The 20,576-nt window shown below is 66.2% G+C and carries 15 protein-coding genes and 1 pseudogene; 11 read left to right on the top strand and 5 right to left on the bottom strand.

The features are described 5' to 3' along the window. Positions 1–323 precede the first annotated feature (323 nt). From AB0B58_RS41560 to AB0B58_RS41575, 4 genes and pseudogenes are all read left to right on the top strand, one after another. On the top strand, positions 324–1,274 hold the full coding sequence (locus tag AB0B58_RS41560) for a tyrosine-type recombinase/integrase (protein WP_360236679.1): 951 nt from the start codon (positions 324–326) through the stop codon (positions 1,272–1,274). Between the two features lie 391 nt (positions 1,275–1,665). After that, complete coding sequence (locus tag AB0B58_RS41565; RefSeq protein WP_360236682.1) at positions 1,666–1,899, top strand: nucleotidyltransferase domain-containing protein; 234 nt, start codon at positions 1,666–1,668, stop codon at positions 1,897–1,899. Positions 1,900–2,414: 515 nt separating this feature from the next. After that, positions 2,415–3,080: pseudogene (locus AB0B58_RS41570) on the top strand (transposase); the annotation flags it as partial. A gap of 441 nt (positions 3,081–3,521) precedes the next feature. Continuing rightward, positions 3,522–4,349 carry a peptidoglycan-binding domain-containing protein gene (locus AB0B58_RS41575; RefSeq protein ID WP_360236685.1) on the top strand — a complete coding sequence of 276 codons (828 nt, stop codon included), beginning with the start codon at positions 3,522–3,524 and terminating at the stop codon, positions 4,347–4,349. 496 nt (positions 4,350–4,845) lie between these two features. On the opposite strand, the gene AB0B58_RS41580 is transcribed toward AB0B58_RS41575, so the two are convergent. Both AB0B58_RS41580 and AB0B58_RS41585 read right to left on the bottom strand, forming a co-directional pair. Then, on the bottom strand, positions 4,846–6,072 hold the full coding sequence (locus AB0B58_RS41580) for a hypothetical protein (RefSeq protein ID WP_360236688.1): 1,227 nt from the start codon (positions 6,070–6,072) through the stop codon (positions 4,846–4,848). Positions 6,073–7,369: 1,297 nt separating this feature from the next. Further along, positions 7,370–7,579 carry a helix-turn-helix domain-containing protein gene (locus tag AB0B58_RS41585; protein WP_360236691.1) on the bottom strand — a complete coding sequence of 70 codons (210 nt, stop codon included), beginning with the start codon at positions 7,577–7,579 and terminating at the stop codon, positions 7,370–7,372. Between the two features lie 368 nt (positions 7,580–7,947). Between AB0B58_RS41585 and AB0B58_RS41590 the strand changes: the two genes are divergently transcribed. Further along, positions 7,948–10,410, top strand: a complete 2,463-nt coding sequence (locus tag AB0B58_RS41590) for a phage/plasmid primase, P4 family (protein WP_360236722.1) — start codon at positions 7,948–7,950, stop codon at positions 10,408–10,410. A gap of 334 nt (positions 10,411–10,744) precedes the next feature. Then, entirely contained in the window at positions 10,745–11,710 is a 966-nt protein-coding gene (locus tag AB0B58_RS41595) for an MBL fold metallo-hydrolase (protein WP_360236694.1), read from the top strand. On the opposite strand, the gene AB0B58_RS41600 is transcribed toward AB0B58_RS41595, so the two are convergent. Next, complete coding sequence (locus AB0B58_RS41600; RefSeq protein ID WP_360236698.1) at positions 11,696–12,478, bottom strand: helix-turn-helix transcriptional regulator; 783 nt, start codon at positions 12,476–12,478, stop codon at positions 11,696–11,698. The two genes, AB0B58_RS41595 and AB0B58_RS41600, sit on opposite strands and share 15 nt — an antisense overlap. A 317-nt stretch (positions 12,479–12,795) precedes the next feature. Continuing rightward, positions 12,796–13,857: an SAM-dependent methyltransferase gene (locus AB0B58_RS41605; protein ID WP_360236701.1), complete on the bottom strand. Its 1,062-nt coding sequence runs from the start codon at positions 13,855–13,857 to the stop codon at positions 12,796–12,798. A gap of 562 nt (positions 13,858–14,419) precedes the next feature. Here AB0B58_RS41605 and fabG point away from each other — a divergent pair. Then, entirely contained in the window at positions 14,420–15,124 is a 705-nt protein-coding gene (gene fabG / locus AB0B58_RS41610; protein WP_360236704.1) for a 3-oxoacyl-ACP reductase FabG, read from the top strand. A 165-nt stretch (positions 15,125–15,289) separates the two neighbouring features. Next, positions 15,290–15,586, top strand: a complete 297-nt coding sequence (locus AB0B58_RS41615) for a helix-turn-helix transcriptional regulator (protein ID WP_360236707.1) — start codon at positions 15,290–15,292, stop codon at positions 15,584–15,586. Positions 15,587–15,647: 61 nt separating this feature from the next. Here the strand turns inward: AB0B58_RS41615 and AB0B58_RS41620 are convergent, their stop codons facing one another. After that, positions 15,648–16,340, bottom strand: coding sequence for a hypothetical protein (locus tag AB0B58_RS41620; RefSeq protein ID WP_360236710.1), 693 nt, complete (start codon positions 16,338–16,340; stop codon positions 15,648–15,650). Between the two features lie 857 nt (positions 16,341–17,197). Here AB0B58_RS41620 and AB0B58_RS41625 point away from each other — a divergent pair. The 3 genes from AB0B58_RS41625 to AB0B58_RS41635 are packed head-to-tail and all read left to right on the top strand — an operon-like array spanning position 17,198 to position 20,397. Next, positions 17,198–17,857, top strand: a complete 660-nt coding sequence (locus tag AB0B58_RS41625; protein ID WP_360236713.1) for a hypothetical protein — start codon at positions 17,198–17,200, stop codon at positions 17,855–17,857. Between the two features lie 33 nt (positions 17,858–17,890). Next, the gene (locus AB0B58_RS41630; RefSeq protein WP_360236716.1) at positions 17,891–18,589 is read left to right on the top strand and encodes a hypothetical protein; all 699 of its coding nucleotides are present in this window, start codon (positions 17,891–17,893) and stop codon (positions 18,587–18,589) included. Positions 18,590–18,615: 26 nt separating this feature from the next. Beyond that, complete coding sequence (locus tag AB0B58_RS41635; protein ID WP_360236719.1) at positions 18,616–20,397, top strand: asparagine synthase-related protein; 1,782 nt, start codon at positions 18,616–18,618, stop codon at positions 20,395–20,397. The last annotated feature ends 179 nt before the right edge of the window (positions 20,398–20,576 follow it).

A 20,576-nucleotide genomic window follows, 5' to 3' on the forward strand; every position in this document is an offset into this window, starting at 1 on the left:
CTTGAACGCCTTCTCTATCACCTTCGGCGACCGGTTCCCGGCCGCCGAAACCTACTAACCGAAGACGCCGGAAACACCGTTAGCGAGACAGTCCCGCTGTCCCACACCGGGCGGCAACTGCCCGTCGTCGAGGACCCGCGATAGGCCTTTGCTTGAACCGGCCCCTCAACTGCAGGGCTAACCGCAGACAACCGGAGACAACTCGTCATAGAGCCGGGGCTACCTGATGCTGAAGTGGCGTCGTACGAGGCGGCGATGCTCCTCTTTCCATCGAGGTAATGGGTCCAGCGGCGGATATCGACGGGCGGCTGCGGGGTGAGGTTGTGCTTGATCTCCAGAAGGTCTGCCGTGGCTTGGCCCCTGCCTGGTTCGACTACCTGCGGGACTGGGACCGCACGCTGCGGGGCGGGAACTACCCGGAGACGACCCGCTACAACTACCTGCTGGCGGCCGCGCAACTGAACCGGTACCTGCTGGATCATGCTGGCCAGCTTGATGCCGGGTCGGCGTCGGAGGATCCGGTTGAGGTGGAGCGGGGGCACGTTGAGGAGTTCCAGGCGTGGATGGTGCGGACCCGGTCGGCGTCGACGGCGTTGAACAAGCACAAGAGCCTGCAGCAGTTCTTCAAGTGGCTGGTCGAAGAGGAAGACCTGGAGCGTTCGCCGCTGGATCGAGTGCGGCAGCCGAAGACCGAGCAGCGGCTCATCCCCATCCTCGGCGATGACGACACCGCGAAGATCTTGGCGACGTGCAAGGGCAAGGACTTTCTGTCGCTGCGCGACGAGGCGATCATCCGAGTCTTCTACAACACCGGCGCCCGCCTGTCGGAGGTCGCCGGCCTGGAACTCGAAGATGCGGACCTCAACAACGACTCGCTGCTGTTCCACGGCAAGGGCATGAAGGACCGCCGGGTCCGCTTCGGTCCGCGGACCGGCCGTGCGCTGAGTAAGTACCTGCGGTTACGAGCCCGCAGGCGGGCGGCGGGTTCGCCGGCGTTGTGGCTGCCTGAGAAGGGCGAGACGCCGTTGGCCTCGAACGGCGTCAAGATCATGTTGCGGCGCCGGGGTGAGGCCGCCGGCGTGGCGAACGTGCATGCGCACCGGTGGCGGCACAACTTCGCGCACGAGTGGAAGCTGGCCGGCGGCGACACAGGCGACTTGATGATGGTGCTCGGCTGGGCGTCGGACGACATGCCCCGCCGCTACGGGGCGAGCGCGGCGGCGGAGCGGGCGCAGCAGGTGCATGCGCGGCTGCGTATCGGTGAACGAGTCTGAGCGGCAGGAGGTGACCGGGATGGCGCTGACCCCGCGGCAACGGACGCGCAGGGCGCGGATCGCGGCGCACGCGTCGTGGGCGAACACCGCGGATCGGCAAGGACGGACCGCATCAGCGACGGCTTCGTTCCTGGCACGCTTCGAGAAGCAAGTGGACCCGCTGGGCGTCCTGGAGCCCGAGGTCCGGGCGAAGATGGCAGAGCATGCGCGACGGGCCTACATGCTGCAACTCGCGGAACGATCGGCGGAGGCGCGTCGGACAGCGAGAGCTGGTGAGGTGGAAGCCCGATCTCCTCGACGAGATGCGGAGGTGAGTCATGGAACGTCAGCGGGCTTTAGCGCTGACTGAGGGCGTGCTGGAGCGTCTTGTCGAGGGCCGGGGGAGCGGCCATTGCGGCTGGTCCGTGAGGTGTACGTCTTTGGGTCGTTCGCGAGGGGAGCGCCGCAGCCAGGTGACGTCGACCTGAATGTGGAGTTCGACCGCGATGACCGATGGAGCTCCGAGTTCGTCGAGGCGTTGAGCAACGGCTATGACCCCCGCCGTGTCTTCCGGCAGGCGCTTGTTGGCCGCAAACGGGGCGTGAGCTTCATGTTCGAGGGAGCCGGCAGCCTCACCTCGACCTGACGTTGCTGTGGCGCCGCGGGGACAGTTTGGAGACGGCGTTGACGCGCCTGCATGCCATCAAGGAAGATCCCACGGCCGGCAGGGCTGAACGCCATGCGATGTTGCCCCAGTTCGAAGGAATGGAGCGCTGGCTACGTCTGGCCGATCGAGAGTACTTCGCCGAGGCGATCGACAAAAGGCGCTCTCGCTGTGGAGCGACTCTGCCTCGAGGTCGTTGACGACGTCGATCATCCTCTGGCCCGGCAGCACCTGGAAGGCCGGTAGAGCCCGAACAGTCCGCTCCATCGAGCGGGAGGAGCCGTTTTCGCGTACCTGATCGGTCGCGGGATCGACCCCGCACAGGTGCATCTGCACGGCCGCGACGTTCGTGATCGGGAGACGCCCTACTTCGCGGGTTTCGAGTGCCGGCATCTGCGGGCGCTGCCGCGATGCTTGATCGAGTTCGGTGGTCGGGAATGGATCGAGGTCGTCCATCCCGTGAGGCGCGGTGACCTGCTGGCGCTAAGGGTTGTACCGGCTTCGCTCGCAAGCCCCGGGTCGCGTTGGACATGCTGCAACGGGCCCTCGACGCGCAGGTGCCGTTCATGTGGTTCACCGCTGACGAGGCGTTCGGGCAGGTCAAATATATTCGGGTCTGGCTCGAGGAACGCGACGTGTTCCATGTGGTCGCGACCCGCTGCAACGACGACGTGTCCGCCCGCGGCATCGGCTACGGCCGGGTCAACGCCATCATCGATACGCTACCGGCACGGGCGTGGAAGCGGATGTCGTGTGGCGACGGCGCCCGCGGACCCCGCGTCTATGGCTGGGTACGAGTTCCGCTCCGTCCGTACTGGGCCCCCGGACGTGGGCACTGGCTCCTCGCGCGGCGCAGTATCCGCGACCCGACCGAGATCGCCTACTACGTTTGTTACGCACCGCGCCGCAGCACTCTGGCCACCCTGATCTGGGTCGCCGGCCGGCGCTGGCCGGTCGAGCAATGCTTCAAGCAAGCCAAGCAAGAGACCGGCCTGGACCACTCCCAAGTCCGCACCTGGCGAGGCTGGTACGCCCACATCACCCTGTCGATGCTCGCCCTGGCCTGGCTGGCCGCCGTCCGCGCCGGCGAACACCAAAAAGGGGTACCGGCCTCGACCCCGATCAGCTCATCGCGATCAGCGTGCCCGAAGCCCGCCGACTGATCGCCGCCCTGCTCAACGGGCATCACCCGGACAACGAGCACATCATCGGCTGGTCACGCTTCCGACGCCATCGGCAATGGCAAGCCCAGCAAAGCCACTGGCAAAGAAGATCAACCCAAATGCCGTCGCAGTACTATACAGGAGAAGTCGTTGCTATGCAACAAACGCGGAGTTCTTCTGGAACCCAGTGGGGCGGCGTACCCACCACCGATATAGCCGAGGATCGGTTTCTCAGCCGCGTCTCGAGGTCTGCAGGATAGTCGGCGCACGAGTTTGATCTTCGGAATAGATCAGAGATCACCATGCATCTTGCATCGTGAATTGGCCGGCTCTTATTTTCTCGTGTGACGTCGACGCCTCCAGAAATGCATCGCGTGATTTCTCGACGAGGCTCCCGGCAACCTGCCAGTATCACAATTCACCACCTTTCCGGAGGCTCAAGTGAGCACTGTCTATAAAACGTCTACCGACGAGTTGCACGCCTGGATCCGCGCCGAGGTAGAACTCGCCGGCCGTCCAGCAGAGGGCAGCTCGGGCGCGGCGGTCCGGCGGGTGCAGGAGTGGCTGAACCTGCACGACCGCGGCGTCGTCGTGGACGGTGACTTCGGCACGGCCACCAAGCAGGCGGTCCAAGACTTCCAGGAGGCCAGAAGCCTGCCCGAGACCGGCGCGGTCGACCCCGAGACGTGGAAAGACCTAGTCCGGCCGATGACCGAGGTGCTGGTCAAGCGGCTGGATAGCAGTTACCCCGACTTCGCCCTGGCGATCATCGAGTATGCCAAAGCGCACCTGGCGAGCCACCCGCGAGAGGTCGGTGACCGCAACCGCGGCCCGTGGGTGCGGCTCTACATGCGCGGTAACCAGGGCAACGATTGGGCTTGGTGCGCCGGCTTCGTGACCTTCCTGATGACCCAGGCGGCGGACTCGATGGAAGTACCTCCGCCAATCGAGGGATCGTGCCGCTGCGACGACCTCGCCAAGCAGGCCATTGACGCGGGCTTGTTCGTCGAAGAGGAAGATGCCGACTGGGAGCGGCTGCACAAGGGCAACGTATTCCTAATCCAGCGCGCCCCGGGCGACTGGAACCACACCGGCGTCGTCCTGCGAGCCGGTCCGACGGCGTTCACCACTGTCGAAGGCAACACCAACGACACAGGCGGCCACGAGGGATACGAGGTCTGCAGACGGACCCGAAGCTACACCAGCACCGACTTCATCAAAATGTGCAAGGAGCAGCACATACCGACGGAACATGGTGGTGACAACTGATGACGCCGCCATCAAGACTGGCCATTCTCATCCTGCGTAGCGGGCCGCTTCGACGTGGCGCAGGACGAGGGTGGTGTGGACCGCGCGTCGCCGTGGTGTTCACTGAGTTCGCTACCGCGAATTGAAGACCGGCCGGTACTACTCGCTCGAACACGCCCGGTGGACGGCTGAGAACGCTGAACCGGGTAGGGACGGGCGAAGGCTGTAAGGCCTTCTGGGCGATGCCGCTTCCTCGCTTCGAGGTGTCGTCGCCACGCCGGCTTCTGACGATCGCATCATCTCCAGCCGCCAGCGTCCCTCCCGGCTACCGCAGGTCACACCAGCACATCGACACTGCGGCAACTCCCCGTATCTCAGCTCGGTCCCGCCGCCGGCTCTCCCCATAAGGGTCGAGGTCGGGAACGTCGGGGTCGAACGGGCGACCGCGTGCGATGGCCACGAGTTCGCCTTGACGGCCGGACACCGTGGCCATTCGGCTAAGGAGGCGATGGCATCACTACGGCAGGCCGCCCTGAGTCCGGCAATGGTCATTACCCGCACAGTGGAAATTGCACTCAACCAGGTGGTTGAACGTCTCCTGGGCCTTTGATGCGGGTACCTCAAAGGTGTCGTAACCACCTTCACGGTCAACATTCCCGTGCCTACAGTTGGGGGGGTTTGGCACGGGGCAGGTCGGACAGTAGCGAAGCCCGTTGTGCCTTCTGTTCAGCTCAAACCATCGATGTATACCTATACCCTGCACCGGGTTGTCCGACGGAGTACCTTTGGCGTTCCACCAGATGAAGCCTTGAAACTTCCATCCGGTTTCGGCCTCATTCCAGGTGGACACCTCGTCGTAGACCTCGTGCAACCATCTGGCGCGCATGGCGCCGTCATGGTCGGCAGGAATTCCGATGTAGCCAAGCTCAGGGAAACAACGGATACGGTTGTCGGGGCCTGCATGGGGATCGGAAGACTCGTACTTGTAGTTTTTGAACTCCCTTAGGAAATCCGCGGTAGGCGTCAGGTTGGTCACCACTCTCGGTGGGTTATCTGTTTCGCTCTTGCCGTACATGTCCACACCAAAGAAATCGCCGATACCCGGATCGTAGTGGCCGTACAGGGGGCAAGGGGTGTCTTCGGTATCCTCGGGGTGGCGGTCGCGGTATTCCTCTGTCCAATATCGAGTGAGGACTGGACCGACCTTGATCTTGTCACGGTACACGTCAGACGATTTCCGCAAGTTCTCAACATGGGTGATGGCCATGGTGATCGCACGCTTATAGGCCTCCGTACCGTACAGTCCATCCGGTTGGGGCTTGCAGTCCCGCCGCTCTGTTTCCGGCGGCTGATCTGGTTGCGGTGGTTTTTTGAAGTCCCTCTCTGGTTCGTGGTGCTCTGTGTACCAGACCTCGTCGAAACCCCTGCCTTTGTCATCCTTAAGATTGGCAAGTTGTTCAAGGACGTCCATGACCTTAGCGAAACCGCCTTCGTCGTCCGTTTCGCCTGCCTCGTTCTTGTAAAGACAACACACTTTAGACGACACGAAGATGATCTTCATTTCGACGTCGAGGGCATACTGGTACCTTGCATCCATTATGCGGTTGCCATCAGAGTCGAGCCCGTAAACTCCCGGCGGGATGCCGTTTCCTTGAGGAAATACGCGCATCCACATATTGTGCGTCAGCCTTCTCTTCCAGTACACAAAATCGTCGCCCTGTACCATGGTCGCACCGATATGCATGGCGGCCCTTATCCCCCGAGATCGGATCACGGGTGGTCCTAGTAGGTTCCTGTCATCCGGTGATGAATGCCAATCATTCGACACCAGCATGATAGAGATGTCAGCTATCCACTCTAATACGGCACCACGGGTAGCACTTCAGAATCGCCGCCACAGCGCCTCACCCTTGATGGGCGAGGGGTATGCGTCTGTACTGATGCATTTCATATCTGTGCTGATGCAACCCCGCTCGATGCAGGCCATTGTCGCCGCGGGCTAAGGGCAGGGTCGGGTCGGGGCAGGTGGCGACCGATCATTCGCCTGGGCACGCACGGCGTGGGGCTGCGGCGCTGTTCCGCGTATGCCATGCGAAAACAGCCTGCAGGATTTGGGGTGTATCATGCGCGGCTGGGTCGGGTCGGAACTATCGAAGGCGACGATTCGGGCGGCCCAGTCACCCCGTGACGGCGCGTACCCGCCGGTGGGCTCTCGGTCTGCCAGTCTGCCCCTACTGCGGTCACTGCACGCAACTCGCCGGCGTGCACCGGGCCACGGCTGGCGCCGGTGTCGAGAGTTGGGAGTGACCCGTCGCCGTCGCCGGCGTTTAGGTGGGCCGCCGAGCGACGTACGCGTGTTGAACCGTTCGACGCGGCACGCCGTTTTCGCCGTTGCTGGTGGGGACGATTCGGGCGGCGCGGGCGGGATCCACGTCCCCGACGTCGCCGCGGCTACCCACTCCGCCAACTGCCGTTGCAGTACTAGGCCGACCGGTTAGCGGCGGTCCGGGTCGGGCAGCCCGCGCCCACCGATGACCGGCCGGTGCCTGTGCCGGTGACGTCGATGCCGGCGTCGGCGGGGCGAGGAAGATCCCTGCGGCGCTGAACTCGCCGATCCGGCGCAGCATCTCAACCTGGCTGGCCTTGGCGGACCCGAAGAGCTCGACGGACGTCACTGGTCATTCCGCCTGATGATCGTGAAACCGGTGAATCGCCGAAGATCGCGGGTTCGTCCTATGGTCAGCCTTCGGGCCGGGGCGCTGGAACTTGGCGGGATCGCTTCCATGTTGCCGCTGCGCTACCAGGCGAGGCTGCGACGTCGCCTTGCCCGGTGGCCCCGGTGGGCTGGGAATGTGTCCGTGCGGTCGAGGCTGGCCGGCACTGTGCTGCCGCCTCGGCCGGGATCTCGCGGAACCTCGCCGCCATCCGTCCGGTTCGTCGGCGACGCAACCGGCCTGGCGGCCCTGACCGCGCGGAGGCGGACACCGCCACGTACCACGCCGACGACCAGGGGTGCGGGGCGGTTTCGGATGTGGGAGTGCTCAATTGGGTTCTCTATCCTCCTGCTCTTTGATGAATCGCTCAACAGCGGAAAGCCTGTAGCGGAGGTACTTGCCTACTCGGAATGCGGTTGGCCCGCTACCGCCGGTGCGCCATTTTCGGAGTGTGCCGACGGGAACCTTCAGTAGTTCAGCAACATCGTCTACGCTGAGAAGCTCGTCATTCAGTGCCTTGCGTTGTTCCGGCGGCATTGTTTCTCCCTCGAACAGCTGTGTCGATCTTGGGCACTGCGGCTGCGCAACAGTTGCCAGTCGTGGGCGATGTAGCTCGTGACTACATGGCTACTAGGCGCGTCGATGTTCGGGAAGTTGTCTGGGGTTGTCCCGGCGATCAGCCTGACGGAGTGGAATATGCCGCCGGTCTCGTTAGGGAGGGGAGTGGGCTAGGAGGAGACAGCGTCGGACAACTACTGGCAGCTGCATCGTGCGCGAAACATGGCATTGTCGTGCCGTGTTCACGGCTGACCTCACAACGATGCGACCGGTATCCCTTGAGATGGTCACTCGGGTGAGCCTTACGCCGAACACTCGATGGGGCTTGGGTGGACGAACGACCGGAGATGTTGGCAGCTGCACTGGCGTGGTATGACGCCAATTGCGCCGTAATCCCGATCCGAGCAGATGGGAGTAAGGCGCCGTTGGTACCGTGGCGCAAATTTCAGACCGCGCGAGCCGATCGTGAACAAGTGCGTCATTGGTTCGCAGGCGAGCCCCCTGGAATCGCGGTCCTTTGTGGCTCGGCATCGGCTGGCTTGGAGATGCTTGAGCTCGAAGGGCGCGCAATCGCAGAGGGAATAGGGTCCGCACTGGTTGAATTGGTAGAAGCCGCGGGTCTGACACAGCTGTGGCGTCGTCTCACCGTCGACGGCTATACCGAGCGCACTCCGTCCGGTGGCGTGCACTTGCTCTACCGGGTGCAGGGAGCTGAGGTTGGGCGGAATCTGAAGTTGGCCTGTCGTCTCGCAACGGCTGAAGAGCTTGCCGCCGACCCCACTGACAAGGTGAAGACCTTGGCCGAGACGCGAGGTGAGGGCGGCTACACGATCGTGGCTCCCTCGCATGGCACGGTGCACGAGAGCCGTAGAGCATGGATGGCGGTCGACGGATCGACTCCGGCTCGCATTCAGCTGATTTCCGCTGCCGAACGGGCAACCCTGCTCGATCTTGTCCGATCCCTTGATGCGCGTCCCGCTGGCGCGCCTCATGTGCCTAGAACGGGAGGCGTAGCAGCCGGCGACGAAGCTCCAGGCTCTGATTTCGAACGTCGTACGGACTGGCGCGAGATTCTTGAGCCGGCGGGCTGGTCCCTGGTTCATGCGGTGGCTCGTACTCGGTACTGGCGGCGTCCGGGCAAGCAGGTGGGAGTTTCGGCTACGACGGGACACGCGGACGACCGTGATCGTCTGTACGTGTTCAGCAGCAGCACGATCTTCGAGACGGAAACGCCAATCACGAAGTTCCACGCCTTCGCGGTCTTGCATCATGGCGGTGACCATGCGGCGGCGGCGCGGGCACTGCGGACCGCGGGCTATGGACCCGCGTCGGAGGCGCCTACCTCCCGAGCGGGCCGCCGATCATCTGAAGTGAGAGATGGCCAGCACAGCTCCGACGCTACGAGATACGCCCAGGCCGAGGTTGCTCGGGAGCCGCTGCTGGCTCCAGCCGCCTGGGGGCCGACGGAGGACGGCCTCGCCCGAGCGCTGGTCGCCCATCACCGCGATGAACTGAGGTATTGCCCTCAGCGTGGAGCGTGGTTGTTGTGGGCGGGGCACCGGTGGGTGTGGGACGACGCCGAGCGGCATCGCGAGTACGTCCGCGACCTCGCCCGGCAACTGCCGACGGCCGGTGGATGGCGTCGTTTCCGGTCGCAGGCGCTGTCGGCTGGCGGGGTGTCGGGCGTGGTGCGGCTGGCCCGGTCGGACCCGGCCGTCACGGTGCCGCTGGCGGCGCTGGATGCCCGGCCGTACGAGTTGAACACTCCTGCTGGGGTCGTTGACCTGCGTACGGGGGTGCTCCGCGCTCCGGAGCCGAATCTGTTGCATACCCGGTCGACGGTGGCGGCACCGGACTTCGCCAACCGGTCGCGGGTGTTCGACAAGTTTCTGCATGACACGTTCGGCGAGGACACGGAACTGGCCGGGTACGTGCAGCGGCTGATCGGCGTTTCGGCGATCGGCAGCGTGCTCGAACAACTCCTTCCATTCGCAGTCGGCCCTGGTGCGAACGGTAAATCTACGTTGCTGGAGGCGGCGATGCACGCCTTGGGCCGCGGCGATGATGGCTATGCACGGGCCGGGTCGTCGGAGATGCTGATGGTGCGTAAGCATGCGGAGCATCCCGCCGAGCTGGCGCAGCTGTCCGGTGCCCGGTTGGTGGTGTGCGCGGAACTCGACGAGGGTCAGCGGTTCGCCGAGGCTCGTGTTAAGCAGCTGACGGGCCGTGACTCTTTGTCGGCGCGGTTCATGCGTCGTGACTGGTTCACGTTCGAGCCGAGCCACACGCTGTGGCTGCTGGGCAACCATCTGCCGGCGGCGCGGGCGGGCGGTCCGGCGTTCTGGCGGCGGATCCGGGTGTTGCCGTTCAACCGGGTGGTGCCGCCGGAGCAGCAGGACAAGCAGCTAGGGGAGCGCCTTGCCGCGGACGCGCCAGCGATCTTGGCGTGGATCATCGCGGGAGCCGCGGCGTATCACGAAGGCGGTCTTCGCGAGCCGGCGTCGGTGTCCTCGGCGACCGCTGCTTACGCCCGTGACCAGGACACCGTGGGCCGGTTCGTCGAGGAGCAATGCCACCGGCAGCCGGGATCCACCACGGTCCGGACGGCGGTAGGAGTCCTGCGTGAGGCCTACGACCGGTGGTGTGAACAATCGGGGGAGCGGCCGGTGTCGGCGAAGCGCCTGACGCAGGAGCTGCAGGGCCGCTTCGGGGTCGCCGACGCGCGAGGGGGAAAAGGCCAGCGGTTCTACACCGGCGTGGCGTTGCTGGCCGGCGAGGACGAGCAGGGTGTCCTGCCGGTGTCGGCGTGATCCGGCTTGCGGGTCGTCCCGGAGCCGAGGTGACGGCTGACAGATGTTCCGGATTCTCCCGCTTAACGGCTGTCCGCGCGCGCGTGCGCGTGCGGACATACCTGCGGGTCGTCCCGGAGCCTAGGTGACAGGTGACAGATGTTCCGCACTTTCCCGGTTGACGGCTATACGCGCGCGTGCGCGCGGACATGTGGTGCGCGCGCGGTGCCGGTCAATCCCCAACGACGGACGACCTGTCACCTGTCACCCGGAACTCCACTGTCGTGAAACCGACACAGGCGTCAGTGATGGTTACCGATGGGTTGGCTTGTGCCTGTGCCGATCGCGTAACAGGATGACCGCCATGGGGGGTCTGGAATTCAGACGGGGAATGCATGAACTCGGCCGCGGCACATGGGCCTATCTGAGCCCGCCGGGAACGTGGGGCTGGAGCAACTGCGGCCTGCTCGTCTCCGGTAGGGACGCGTTGCTGGTCGATACCCAGTTCGATCTGCCGCTCACCCGCGACCTGCTCGCCGCCGTCGCTGCCCTGCGGCCAGACGTCCAGATTCGTACGGTGGTGACCACTCATGCGAACGGGGACCACTGCTGGGGCAACCAGCTGATCAACGGTGTGGAGATCATCGGTTCGGCCGCCTGCGGCCACGGCATGGGCGAGGAAGTGCAGCCTGCTGAGCTGGCGGCCCTGAGCGGCCACGGGTCGCCGGGCACGCCTCTGGGTGACTACATGCGGCGGCACTTCGGCGGCTTCGACTTCACCGGGATTGAGGTAACGCCGCCGACGCGAACGTTCAGCGGTCGGCTGGACGTGGCGGTCGGTGACCGCAGGATCGAGCTGCTCGAGGTCGGGCCAGCGCACACGGATGGCGACGTGATCGTGCACGTGCCGGACGCCGGCGTCGTATACGCCGGCGACATTCTGTTCATCGGCGGGCACCCGATCATGTGGACCGGGCCGGTACAGAACTGGATCGCCGCGTGCGACCGGATCACGGCGACCGGCGCCGAGCGCATCGTGCCCGGACACGGCCCCGTGACAGATCCATCGGGCGTCGCCGAGTTCCGCGGCTACCTCGAATGGGTGGCGGAGCGCGCCGAGAAGGCGTACGCGAGCGGTCTGCCGTACTGGGAAGCGGGCGACCCGTCAGCGATACCGCCGGCCTATGCCCGGTGGGGCAATCCGGAGCGACTGGTGATCACTATGGCTACCGCGTACCGGTATCTCGGCGACCCGGCGCACGATCTCATGGAGGTTCTGGCGCACACCGCAGAGGGCGAGGCGAAGCTACGCGCCCGGTGACGCTGCCGGCTTCTGGCTCTCGTCGCGGTCGATCGGCACGAGCATCATGAACCGGCTTCCCTGCGCGCGCAGCGGCGCGAACGCGATCAGTTCGATCGGCTGGAGCCGCTGGTGCAGAGGCAGGTGCAGGCAGCGATGGTCGCCGTCCGGGTGCGGGTAGGTGATCGGCTGCTCCTGGAAGCGCCGGGCGTCGGGGTTGACGTCCAGAATCTCCTCGATGACCGCGGCCAGCCTCTTGTTCTCCGGCTGGCGCGCCTGGGCGAACCGCATCTGAGCGAACATCTGCGGCCCCCAGTCCTTGTCCCACCGGTGTAGCTGCGTGCGGGCCTCCGGGAAGGTGAACACCCAGCGCATGATGTTGTTCTCGTGGCCTTCCACCCAGGGGAACCACTTGCTCATGTGTGCGTTGACGGCGATGAGGTCCCAGGCCTCGTCGTTGACGTAGGCCGGCCAGGGCTGGGCGTCGAGGATCCGCTGAACGGTCGGAGTGCGCCGCATCCTCGACTCGTGCACGGTCGTGGTGAGCGCATGTCCGGTGGCCAGGAAGAAGAGCATGCTCTTCTCGGCGGGGTTCAATCGCAGTGTGTAGGCGACGCGGTTGAGGAAGTCGTCGCTGTAGTTCTGTGTCTCGCCGCGTTCGAGCGTGGCGTACCAGCCGATGCTGCAGCCGGTGAGAGTCGCGACCAGTTCCTTGCTCGCGTGCCGGCGGACAGCCGCGTTCGGGTAGGCGGAGCTCAGACCAGGGATGTCGTTAGGCCGTAGGCGCAAACGCCATGCCTTGATCAACCTAGCCAGTTCGTTCGGTTCGCTGACGGAATGACGTTGTACCATCGCGCTCCCGGGCAGAGGTGGGACACGAGTCAGCCGACAGCGACTCGCGTGCGCGGCTACCGAAGCGCGGTCCGGTTTGGCGGGACCGGCGCAACTCACGCGCCCTTCAACGTCTCACATGGATTCAACGTTGGGGATACCGACCTTGTGTCCGACTTCTGAAAACTGTCACGTGCAAGGGAATGTGGTATCCGCAATGAGTCGCTGGGACGACCATTAGTGGGGTAACGGCCTAGGCACTCAGACATTGGCGACTACGACGCTCTGCGTATTGGTAGGCCCGCGACTGCGCCGCAGAGGGCAACCTCGGCAACGGTCGGTCGACGGTCTGGCCCGCGGTCGGGGCGCCATTCACTGACCGCGACGACGCCTGGGTCCAGGATCTGCATCCCTTCGAGGTACCTCGCGACGACTGGTCTGGTTCGCGGGTACGCGTCGGCCTGGCCGGCATCGCTGATTCGCTTGTATGCCGCAACCTCCTCTGCCGTGTTGAAGTCCAGTGTGAAGTGGCTCAGTACCAGGTAGCTGCCGTCGGGCAGGGCATCGGTGAGCCGGCGCACGATGTCGGCGGCCTGGTCGTCGTCCTCGATGAAGTGCAGCACGGCGAGCAGGAGCAGTCCAACAGGTTCAGTGAGGTCGAGTGTCGCTGCGACAGCGGGATGCTGAAGGATTGACTCGGGATCGCGTAGATCAGCCTGCAAGTAGGCGGTACGACCGCGCTCGTCACCGACCGTCAGGGCGCGAGCGTGGACCCCGACGATTGGGTCGTTGTCTACGTAGACCACGTGGGCGTCAGGCACGACACGTTGCGCGACTTCGTGGGTGTTGTCGGGAGCGGGCAGGCCCGTGCCGATGTCCAAGAACTGTCGGATACCCGCCTCGGCGAGGAAATGGACTGCCCGCTTGAGGAAGGCCCGGTTCTCCTTGGCCGTCGTGACAACACCGGGGAACGCTGTCGCGATCATGTCGCCGGATTCCCTGTCGACGGCGAAATGGTCCTTGCCGCCCAACCAGTAATTGTACCGGCGGGCTGGGTGGGGGACGGTCGTGTCAATCACTGCGGGCTCCTTCGCGGCGGCCATGCCGAACGCCGTGGCCTCGTCGGCGCTTCGAGGGTTGTACAGGCCCAGCTCGGCGTCGGAGCCGGCGTCGAGAACATCCTTGAGAGCGGCACGACGTTCCTCGCAGGGCCAGCGGTGTTCTCCCCGCTCGAGCTTGCCAATCCATCGATAGTCAACGTGCAGGTCGCTGGACTGGCCAGGGTAGAGCCGGTCAAGGGCGGCATTGACCGCGTCGGCCAGCTCGCCTCGCGACATCCACCGCAGCTTCCGGAACCGTGATGGGTGACGCTGGCGAGCGCCGAGGAGAAGTGTGTTCTGTTCGATGATCGCGTCAGCTCGGCGCGGCATGCCGGACCCCCGTCACTCGGTGCTTGCAGGTCAACCTGTACGTCGTGCGTGTACCCGCAGGCCGTCCGAGCCTGCCGAGCTCAGGGCTTGCTCTGTCGAGAGCCGCCGGCCTGTACCGGCCGGCGGGCTGTCGTGGTGTCATCGCACTCCCCGTGGCAGCGGCGGGTATCGAACCGAAAGAACCTTTGGTCGAAGCACCGAACCTAGCAGCGTTGATCAATGAATTTTCGACGTATGTGGACGGCTTGGTCGCTTGTCGTCACGTAGTGAAGTCAGGAAGTCGTCCGTTCGCGGGATTGGACTCGGTGAATCCGACAGTGCCAATGACTAAGTCGCACTGTGTAGTCAACGTGCCATCGCAGGGTGCACCATGTTGGCTTCATCGTCGCGTGGGGGCGTCCTGGTTGGCCTGTGCTGCCATGACCAGCGATTTCTGGGGTCGTCCGCCACGCGATGCGGGAGGAGATCCATGAGTCGAACGGTTGTGGTTGTCGGGGGCGGGCGCGGCATCGGTAACGCTGCGGCCCGCGAGTTGGCCAAGGACGGGCACCGTGTGGCGGTCACCTACCGTGACTCGGCGCCGCCCGCCGAACTCTTCGCGGTCCACTGTGACGTGGGACATTCTGCGTCAGTCGAAGACGCCTTCTCGCAGGTCGAGCGGGAGCTCGGCGCCGCCGAGATCGTCGTCGTCGCCGCAGGCATCACCAGGGATCAGCTCCTGATGCGTATGGACGACGATGCCTTCACCGGGGTCATCGACACGAATCTGACGGGGGCATTCCGCGTTGCCAAGCGGGCCAGCAAGGCCATGCTGCGCGCCAGGTGGGGCCGGCTGATCTTCATCTCCTCGGCCGTGGCGCTGCGCGGCGAGCGCGGACAGGCCAACTACGCCGCGTCCAAGGCAGGGCTGGTCGGGTTCGCCAGGTCCCTGACGCGAGAGCTGGGCAGCCGCAACATCACTGCCAACGTCGTCGCCCCCGGGTACACCGAGACGCCGATGACTGCCGCGCTGACCGAGCAGCAACGCGAACATATGCGCTCGCAGATCCCGCTGGGTCGCGCCGCGCAGCCCGAGGAGATCGCGGCGGCGGTGTCCTTCCTCGCCAGCGACGGGGCCGCCTACATCTCTGGTGCTGTCATCCCCGTCGACGGCGGAGCCGGCATGGGCCACTAGCGCGCTCTTCCGCACCGACCGATGAGGCCCTCAACGACCCGCATCACCATGGGGGACGATGTGCTGTACACCAGTGGAATACCCGCAACAACGCGTGCTGACGGTGCGACGCTGGGACCCGCGCTGCCCGCATCGAAGCCAGGAATCGGAGGAGGCGAACCCGGAGTGACCTCGGCCAGGGCGGCCGACAACGAATCAGAGGAGTCTTTCACCTATGGCCGGCGGCTGCGCCGGGCCCGGATGGCCAGGCAGTGGTCCCAATTGCAACTGGCACACCGCATGCGCGAAGTCGGTGCCGAACATCGCGGTACCGCGGCGTTGCACTCGCTACTCATCATGATCAGCAAGTGGGAGAACGATCGGAAGCATCCGAATCAGTACAGCCTGCATCTCATCGCCGCGGCGCTGGAGATCGACGTGGAGAGCCTGGGGCTCCCGGTCGACCAGGACTTCGTTTTCTAGCGCGAGTGCAATGATGCCGGGGGCACGCCGCCTGAGCTCCTGACGTCGATGCCGTGGGCGGTCATGGCGTACTGCCGCCGTCGGCGCCGTCGTGCCCGTCACCGCTGAAGACGGCCAATGCCCAGACGAGCACGGTGGCATAGGTGTGCAACGCGTCAGCGAACTCGACGAGCCGGCTCTCGCCACCGTCACCCTCGAGGGTGACGGTGGCGATGTCGTCGTACGCGAGCGGCGAAACGCCCTGCATTCGGTTCGTGACCAGGTCGACGAGATGCGCTCGGCCGCTGCTGATCGTCGCGTTCTGCTGCGTGACGACCTGCGGTTCTGCGCTGCCTTCGGCGAAATGCACCTCCGGCAAGTAGAACCCGCATGCGGTGATGAGGTCGGACGGGCGGATGAACTCCGAGCCGGGTAGCGGCGGCCGTTCTCCGTCGGCCACGGCGGCGGCCACCTGCGACGCGTACACGGCGTATATCGTGCTCGCCCGAGCCAGAACGATGATCGACTGCTCGAAATGCTGATCGGCGAGGCGCTGAAGATCGTGGGTCACTTCCTGCGCTAGTCGGCAGGTTCGTTGGCCAGTTCGCTGTGTCTCCATTGCGGACTCGACCTGAAGCGTGAACGTCATGCCCTGGTGCAGATGGACCGCAGCCTGATTACACGCGGCCCCCATCCCGATGAGTGACGCGCGCACGTCTGCCGGCAGCCGTACGCCCATCTCGGGCTGTAACAGCTGGTGCGTCGTCACCACCATGTGGGGTCGTCTCCCGTCGATCGGGGCTTGGCCACGGCGTCCATAAGGGCACCCTAAGCGCTTTCCATGGTGAATACCTGCCCGGCCGGTGCTGCGTCAAGACGGCCAGATTGAGAGGCGGGAGGACAGCCCCGGACAGCCCCGGTTAGCTACCCCGAACGCACGATATCCCCGAGGGTCGAACCTGTGGTCAACGATCCCACGACTGTAGACGCCGAGCCGCCTCGACGCCGGGCCGTCCCCGAACCGCGGCCGCACCTTCAGCAGCACACAGCTGCACCACCAATCCCGGCACCGACTGCATCGCTGCTGGCCAAAGCGCCTCGACGCAGACGCGCCGTCGTCGCACGACTACTGCTGATCGTTGCGTGCCGTCGCGCGGAGGCCGGCAGGTCCCGCGGCACCCAGTGAATCCGCTGACCGTGCGGCCCGTGCCGCACCAACGCTTGCGTCCAGTAACAGAAGGTTTCGATCAGGATCCGAAAGGCCGAGCCTCGCCATGCGCATGCGCCCTCTCACCAGCTGCCTCATGGCTGCCGCCCCGATCGGGTGTCGTTGCCGCCGCACCTGCCACCGCGACACCTCGACGCACAGCCACCGCCACGGCCGCTGGCGCACCCACCGCAGACGACCGGAACCTCGTGCGTGCCGACGCGGCCGGGCCCTACAGCAAACCAGCGAGGGTCCGGTCACCGGGCCCGGCGCTCCCGACCGCCGCGTCCGGGTCGATGTCGGCTGACCCGCGCGCGTCAAACGCGCGCCACACCACAGCAGCCGGGCCAGCGGCAGCACGTATCAGCGCCCGGCTGCCAACCCTCGGTCGAAACGGCCGGCCCCTGTTCACCCGTGCCACCCTCGTGCCGTTCGTCGCCGCTGCAACGCTGCAGGAGCTTCCCGAGGCCGCCGGGCAGAGCACACTGGCCGGCGCACCGCTCGATTCGGAACACGGCCGCGACACTCTGGGCCTGGTCGTGCATCCGCGCGCGCCGCTGCCCGTGTTCGGCAGCCCTGCTGGAACGGCCTTCGCGCGGATCCGGTCAGTCCTGCCCGTCGGGGAGACCTGGCTGCCGGTCATCGAGCAGCAGCCGGGCTGGGTGCGTGTGTTGCTGCCGTCGCGGCCGCGCGGAACCACAGGCTGGCTCGACGCCACCCGGGTCACCAGCGCCCGCAGCCGCTACGACATCCAGATCGACTTCGGCGCCAGCGTCCTACGGCTGTTGTACGACAGCCGGCCCGTCGCCACCTGGCCCGCGTCATTCGGCGCTCTGCGGGCCTCCATCCCGCCCGGACGGACCTTCCTTCTTGCCAGCGTCCGCCGAACACAGCTAACACCGCTGCTGCTGCTGCGCCTCGCCGCCCACGTCGAGGACCGGAACCCGGGCTTACTCACCATCCACGCCGAACCGGCGGACCACAGCGAGCCGATCAACCGCGGCTGCATGCGCGTGCCTGAACGAGCGATGACCGCCCTGGGCGTAGTTCCACCGGGCGGCATCGTCCGCATCGAAGCCGGCTGACCCTCGCCATCTCCCTGGAAAGGCGCGCCTGTGATGACCCTGCCCCTCGGCCGAAATCCTGCCTGCTCCGCCGAGAAGTCAGGCCGTGCGGGCGCCCCCGGCACGGCAACGCGGCAACCGCCCATCGCCGCCCCGGCCACCGTCGTTGGCGCCACCCCGTTCGGCATCCCCGCGGTCGCTGCCCTCGTCGCGCGCAGCCCGGCAGGCCAAACATGGGCTCACCTGCTGGCAATGGGCGGTGACCGCGGCGAGATCATGCTGCGCGGACTGTGCCGGATCCTCGTCAAACATGCCCTCGGTCACGGCCACGTCGATCTGCTGCCACCGTATGGAGCCGCCGTCTGGCTGGACCGCACCATCGCCCTGCCCGAGCCGCCCGGCCTCGCGAGGCTGCTCGCCATCGCGGGTGAACCGTCCGCCACCGCGATCCGAGATCGACTTTCTGGGCACCGTCCCCACGGCCCGTATCTGCACCTCATTGCTCTGGCCACTGGAAGCATCAGCGACGCTGTCGCACTGCTGGAGCACCGGCACCGCCGCCTCGACCGCGCCGGTGTCGCCGCCTATGCGGTAGCGAACACCGACACAGAACTCGCCGCGCTCACCGCCGCCGGGTACCAGCCTGGCGATCCTCGCTGGCTGCTGGACGGGGTGCCCGCCTGGCCGATGCGACGTCCGCCCACCGGCCGACGTAGCAGTCCGCACCGGTGCTGGCCGCCGGAGATCAGCTGACCCCTTCGAGGAGCGAGGACATCAGCATGGCCCTCACCGGCTGGATCCACCACGCGCGGGACTTGCGCGACGAACGACCCACGGTCAACGCGATGGCCGCCGCGCTCAGCCCGGCGCCGCTACGACGAGATGTCATCCGGCTCGCCCGGCACGCCGCGTTCGCCCACCGCGGCCTCGACGGCGGCTACGCCGACTGGCGGCACCCGGAGCGCCCCGACCCTGACCTCGCCGTGGCGATCGACGGCCGGCTGACCGGCCGGCATCACCTTGAGCAACACCTCTACCAGCGGCCGCGGCCGCTCTCTGGCGACGCGGAGGTCCTGCTGCACGCGTACCGCGCCTGGGGCGCAGGGCTGGCCGACCGGATCGACGGTAGCTACGCCATCGCCATCTGGGACAACAAGGCCCGGCATCTCCTGCTGATCCGCGATCCACTCGGCGCCAAGACCCTCTTTTACACGCCTGTCGACGGCGGTCTCGCCTTCGCCAGCCGCGCCACCGCGCTGCTGGCCCACCCCGACGTCGCCCCGGTCGTCGACGCCGACGGCCTCAACGAGCTGCTCACCCTCGGGCCTGTGCGGACTCCCGGCCGCGGCGTCATCCGTGGGGTGGCCGAGGTCCTGCCCGGTGAACTGGTCTGCGCCACCCCGGCCGGGCTACGTCACCACCGCTACTGGCGCCTGCACGCCGACGAACACCGCGAGGATCTCGACACCACCGTGCGGGTCGTGCGTGGCGCGCTGGCCGAGAGCACCGCCGCGCTGCGTGCCCGACCTGCCGGGGCCGTGCTGCTGTCGGGCGGCGTCGCTTCCGCCGCCGCCGCGGTGTTCACCGCCGGCACGTCCGTGCACCGGCCGGCTGCCTGGACCCTCACGGTCGCCGGACCCGACAGTCGGCCATCGGGCACGGGCGCCGACGTGATCGAGGCCGCTCGGGCCGCCGAGCATCTGCGTCTGCGTCACACCGTGCTCACCGTCGACGCGGACGCGCTCATCGAAACCGCGGCGGCCACCCGCACCGCGCTCGACTTCCCTGGTGACGCCGGCAGCGACGCCGCCCTGCTCGTGGTCCTGCGCCGGGCCGCCGCCGCGGGCGCTACCCGCGTCGTCACCGGCGACGGCGCCGACGCCGTGTTCGGTGGATACCGGTGGCTCCGTGACCCGGTCACCGTCGCCACCGACGACTTCCCCTGGCACCGGCACGGCCTGGCCGTCGCCGACCTACTCAACCCGTACGCCCGTCTGCAGCTCCTGCCCGGCGGGTATCGCAAGCAGTGCTACGACGACGCCGCCGCAGGAGTCCCGCACCTCGACGGGGCCGACAGGCTCGCCCGCCGAGACCGCACCATGGCGTACCTGACCCTCACCCGCTACCTGCCGCACCTGCTGACCCGCCTAGATCAGCTCGCTGACGCGGCCGGGCTCACCGCGCACACCCCATTCGCGGACTGGCTACTCGCGCACTACCTGTTCAACATGCCGATCGCCCTTCGGCACCTGGTCGGCATCCCCAACGGCCTGTTGCGCCACACCGTCGCCGACCTGCTGCCCGCCGACGTCGCCTGGCTACGACCGCGGCCGTTCCCCACCGCGAACCTGCTCCCGGCCTGGCGGCAGCACCAACGAGAACGGCTGCAAGCCATCGCCGCCAACCGAGACGCGCCACTACACCCGCTGCTCGACCTGCGCCGCATCACCGATGTTCTCGCGCAGCCGCAGACGACAGCCGAACACATCTCGCCAACCACCACCACCTACCTGATCGAGGTCAACGAGTGGCTCGCATCGCATCACATCACCCTCTCCTGAGCGCCGAGCACGTATCCGGTGGAGGCCAACCGTCATCGAGGGGAAGGCACAGGCGCCACTGGCGTAAGCGTCTAGGCAGCGCACTTAGGGCGTGTCTCATTTGGATGGTCATGGATCTGCGGCATGATCTCTGATTCGTGATCGAAGACATGGTCCGTACCTGGGCGCCGGACGACCTG

The sequence above is a fragment of the Actinoplanes sp. NPDC049118 genome (genome assembly GCF_040648555.1).
GTDB lineage: Bacteria > Actinomycetota > Actinomycetes > Mycobacteriales > Micromonosporaceae > Actinoplanes.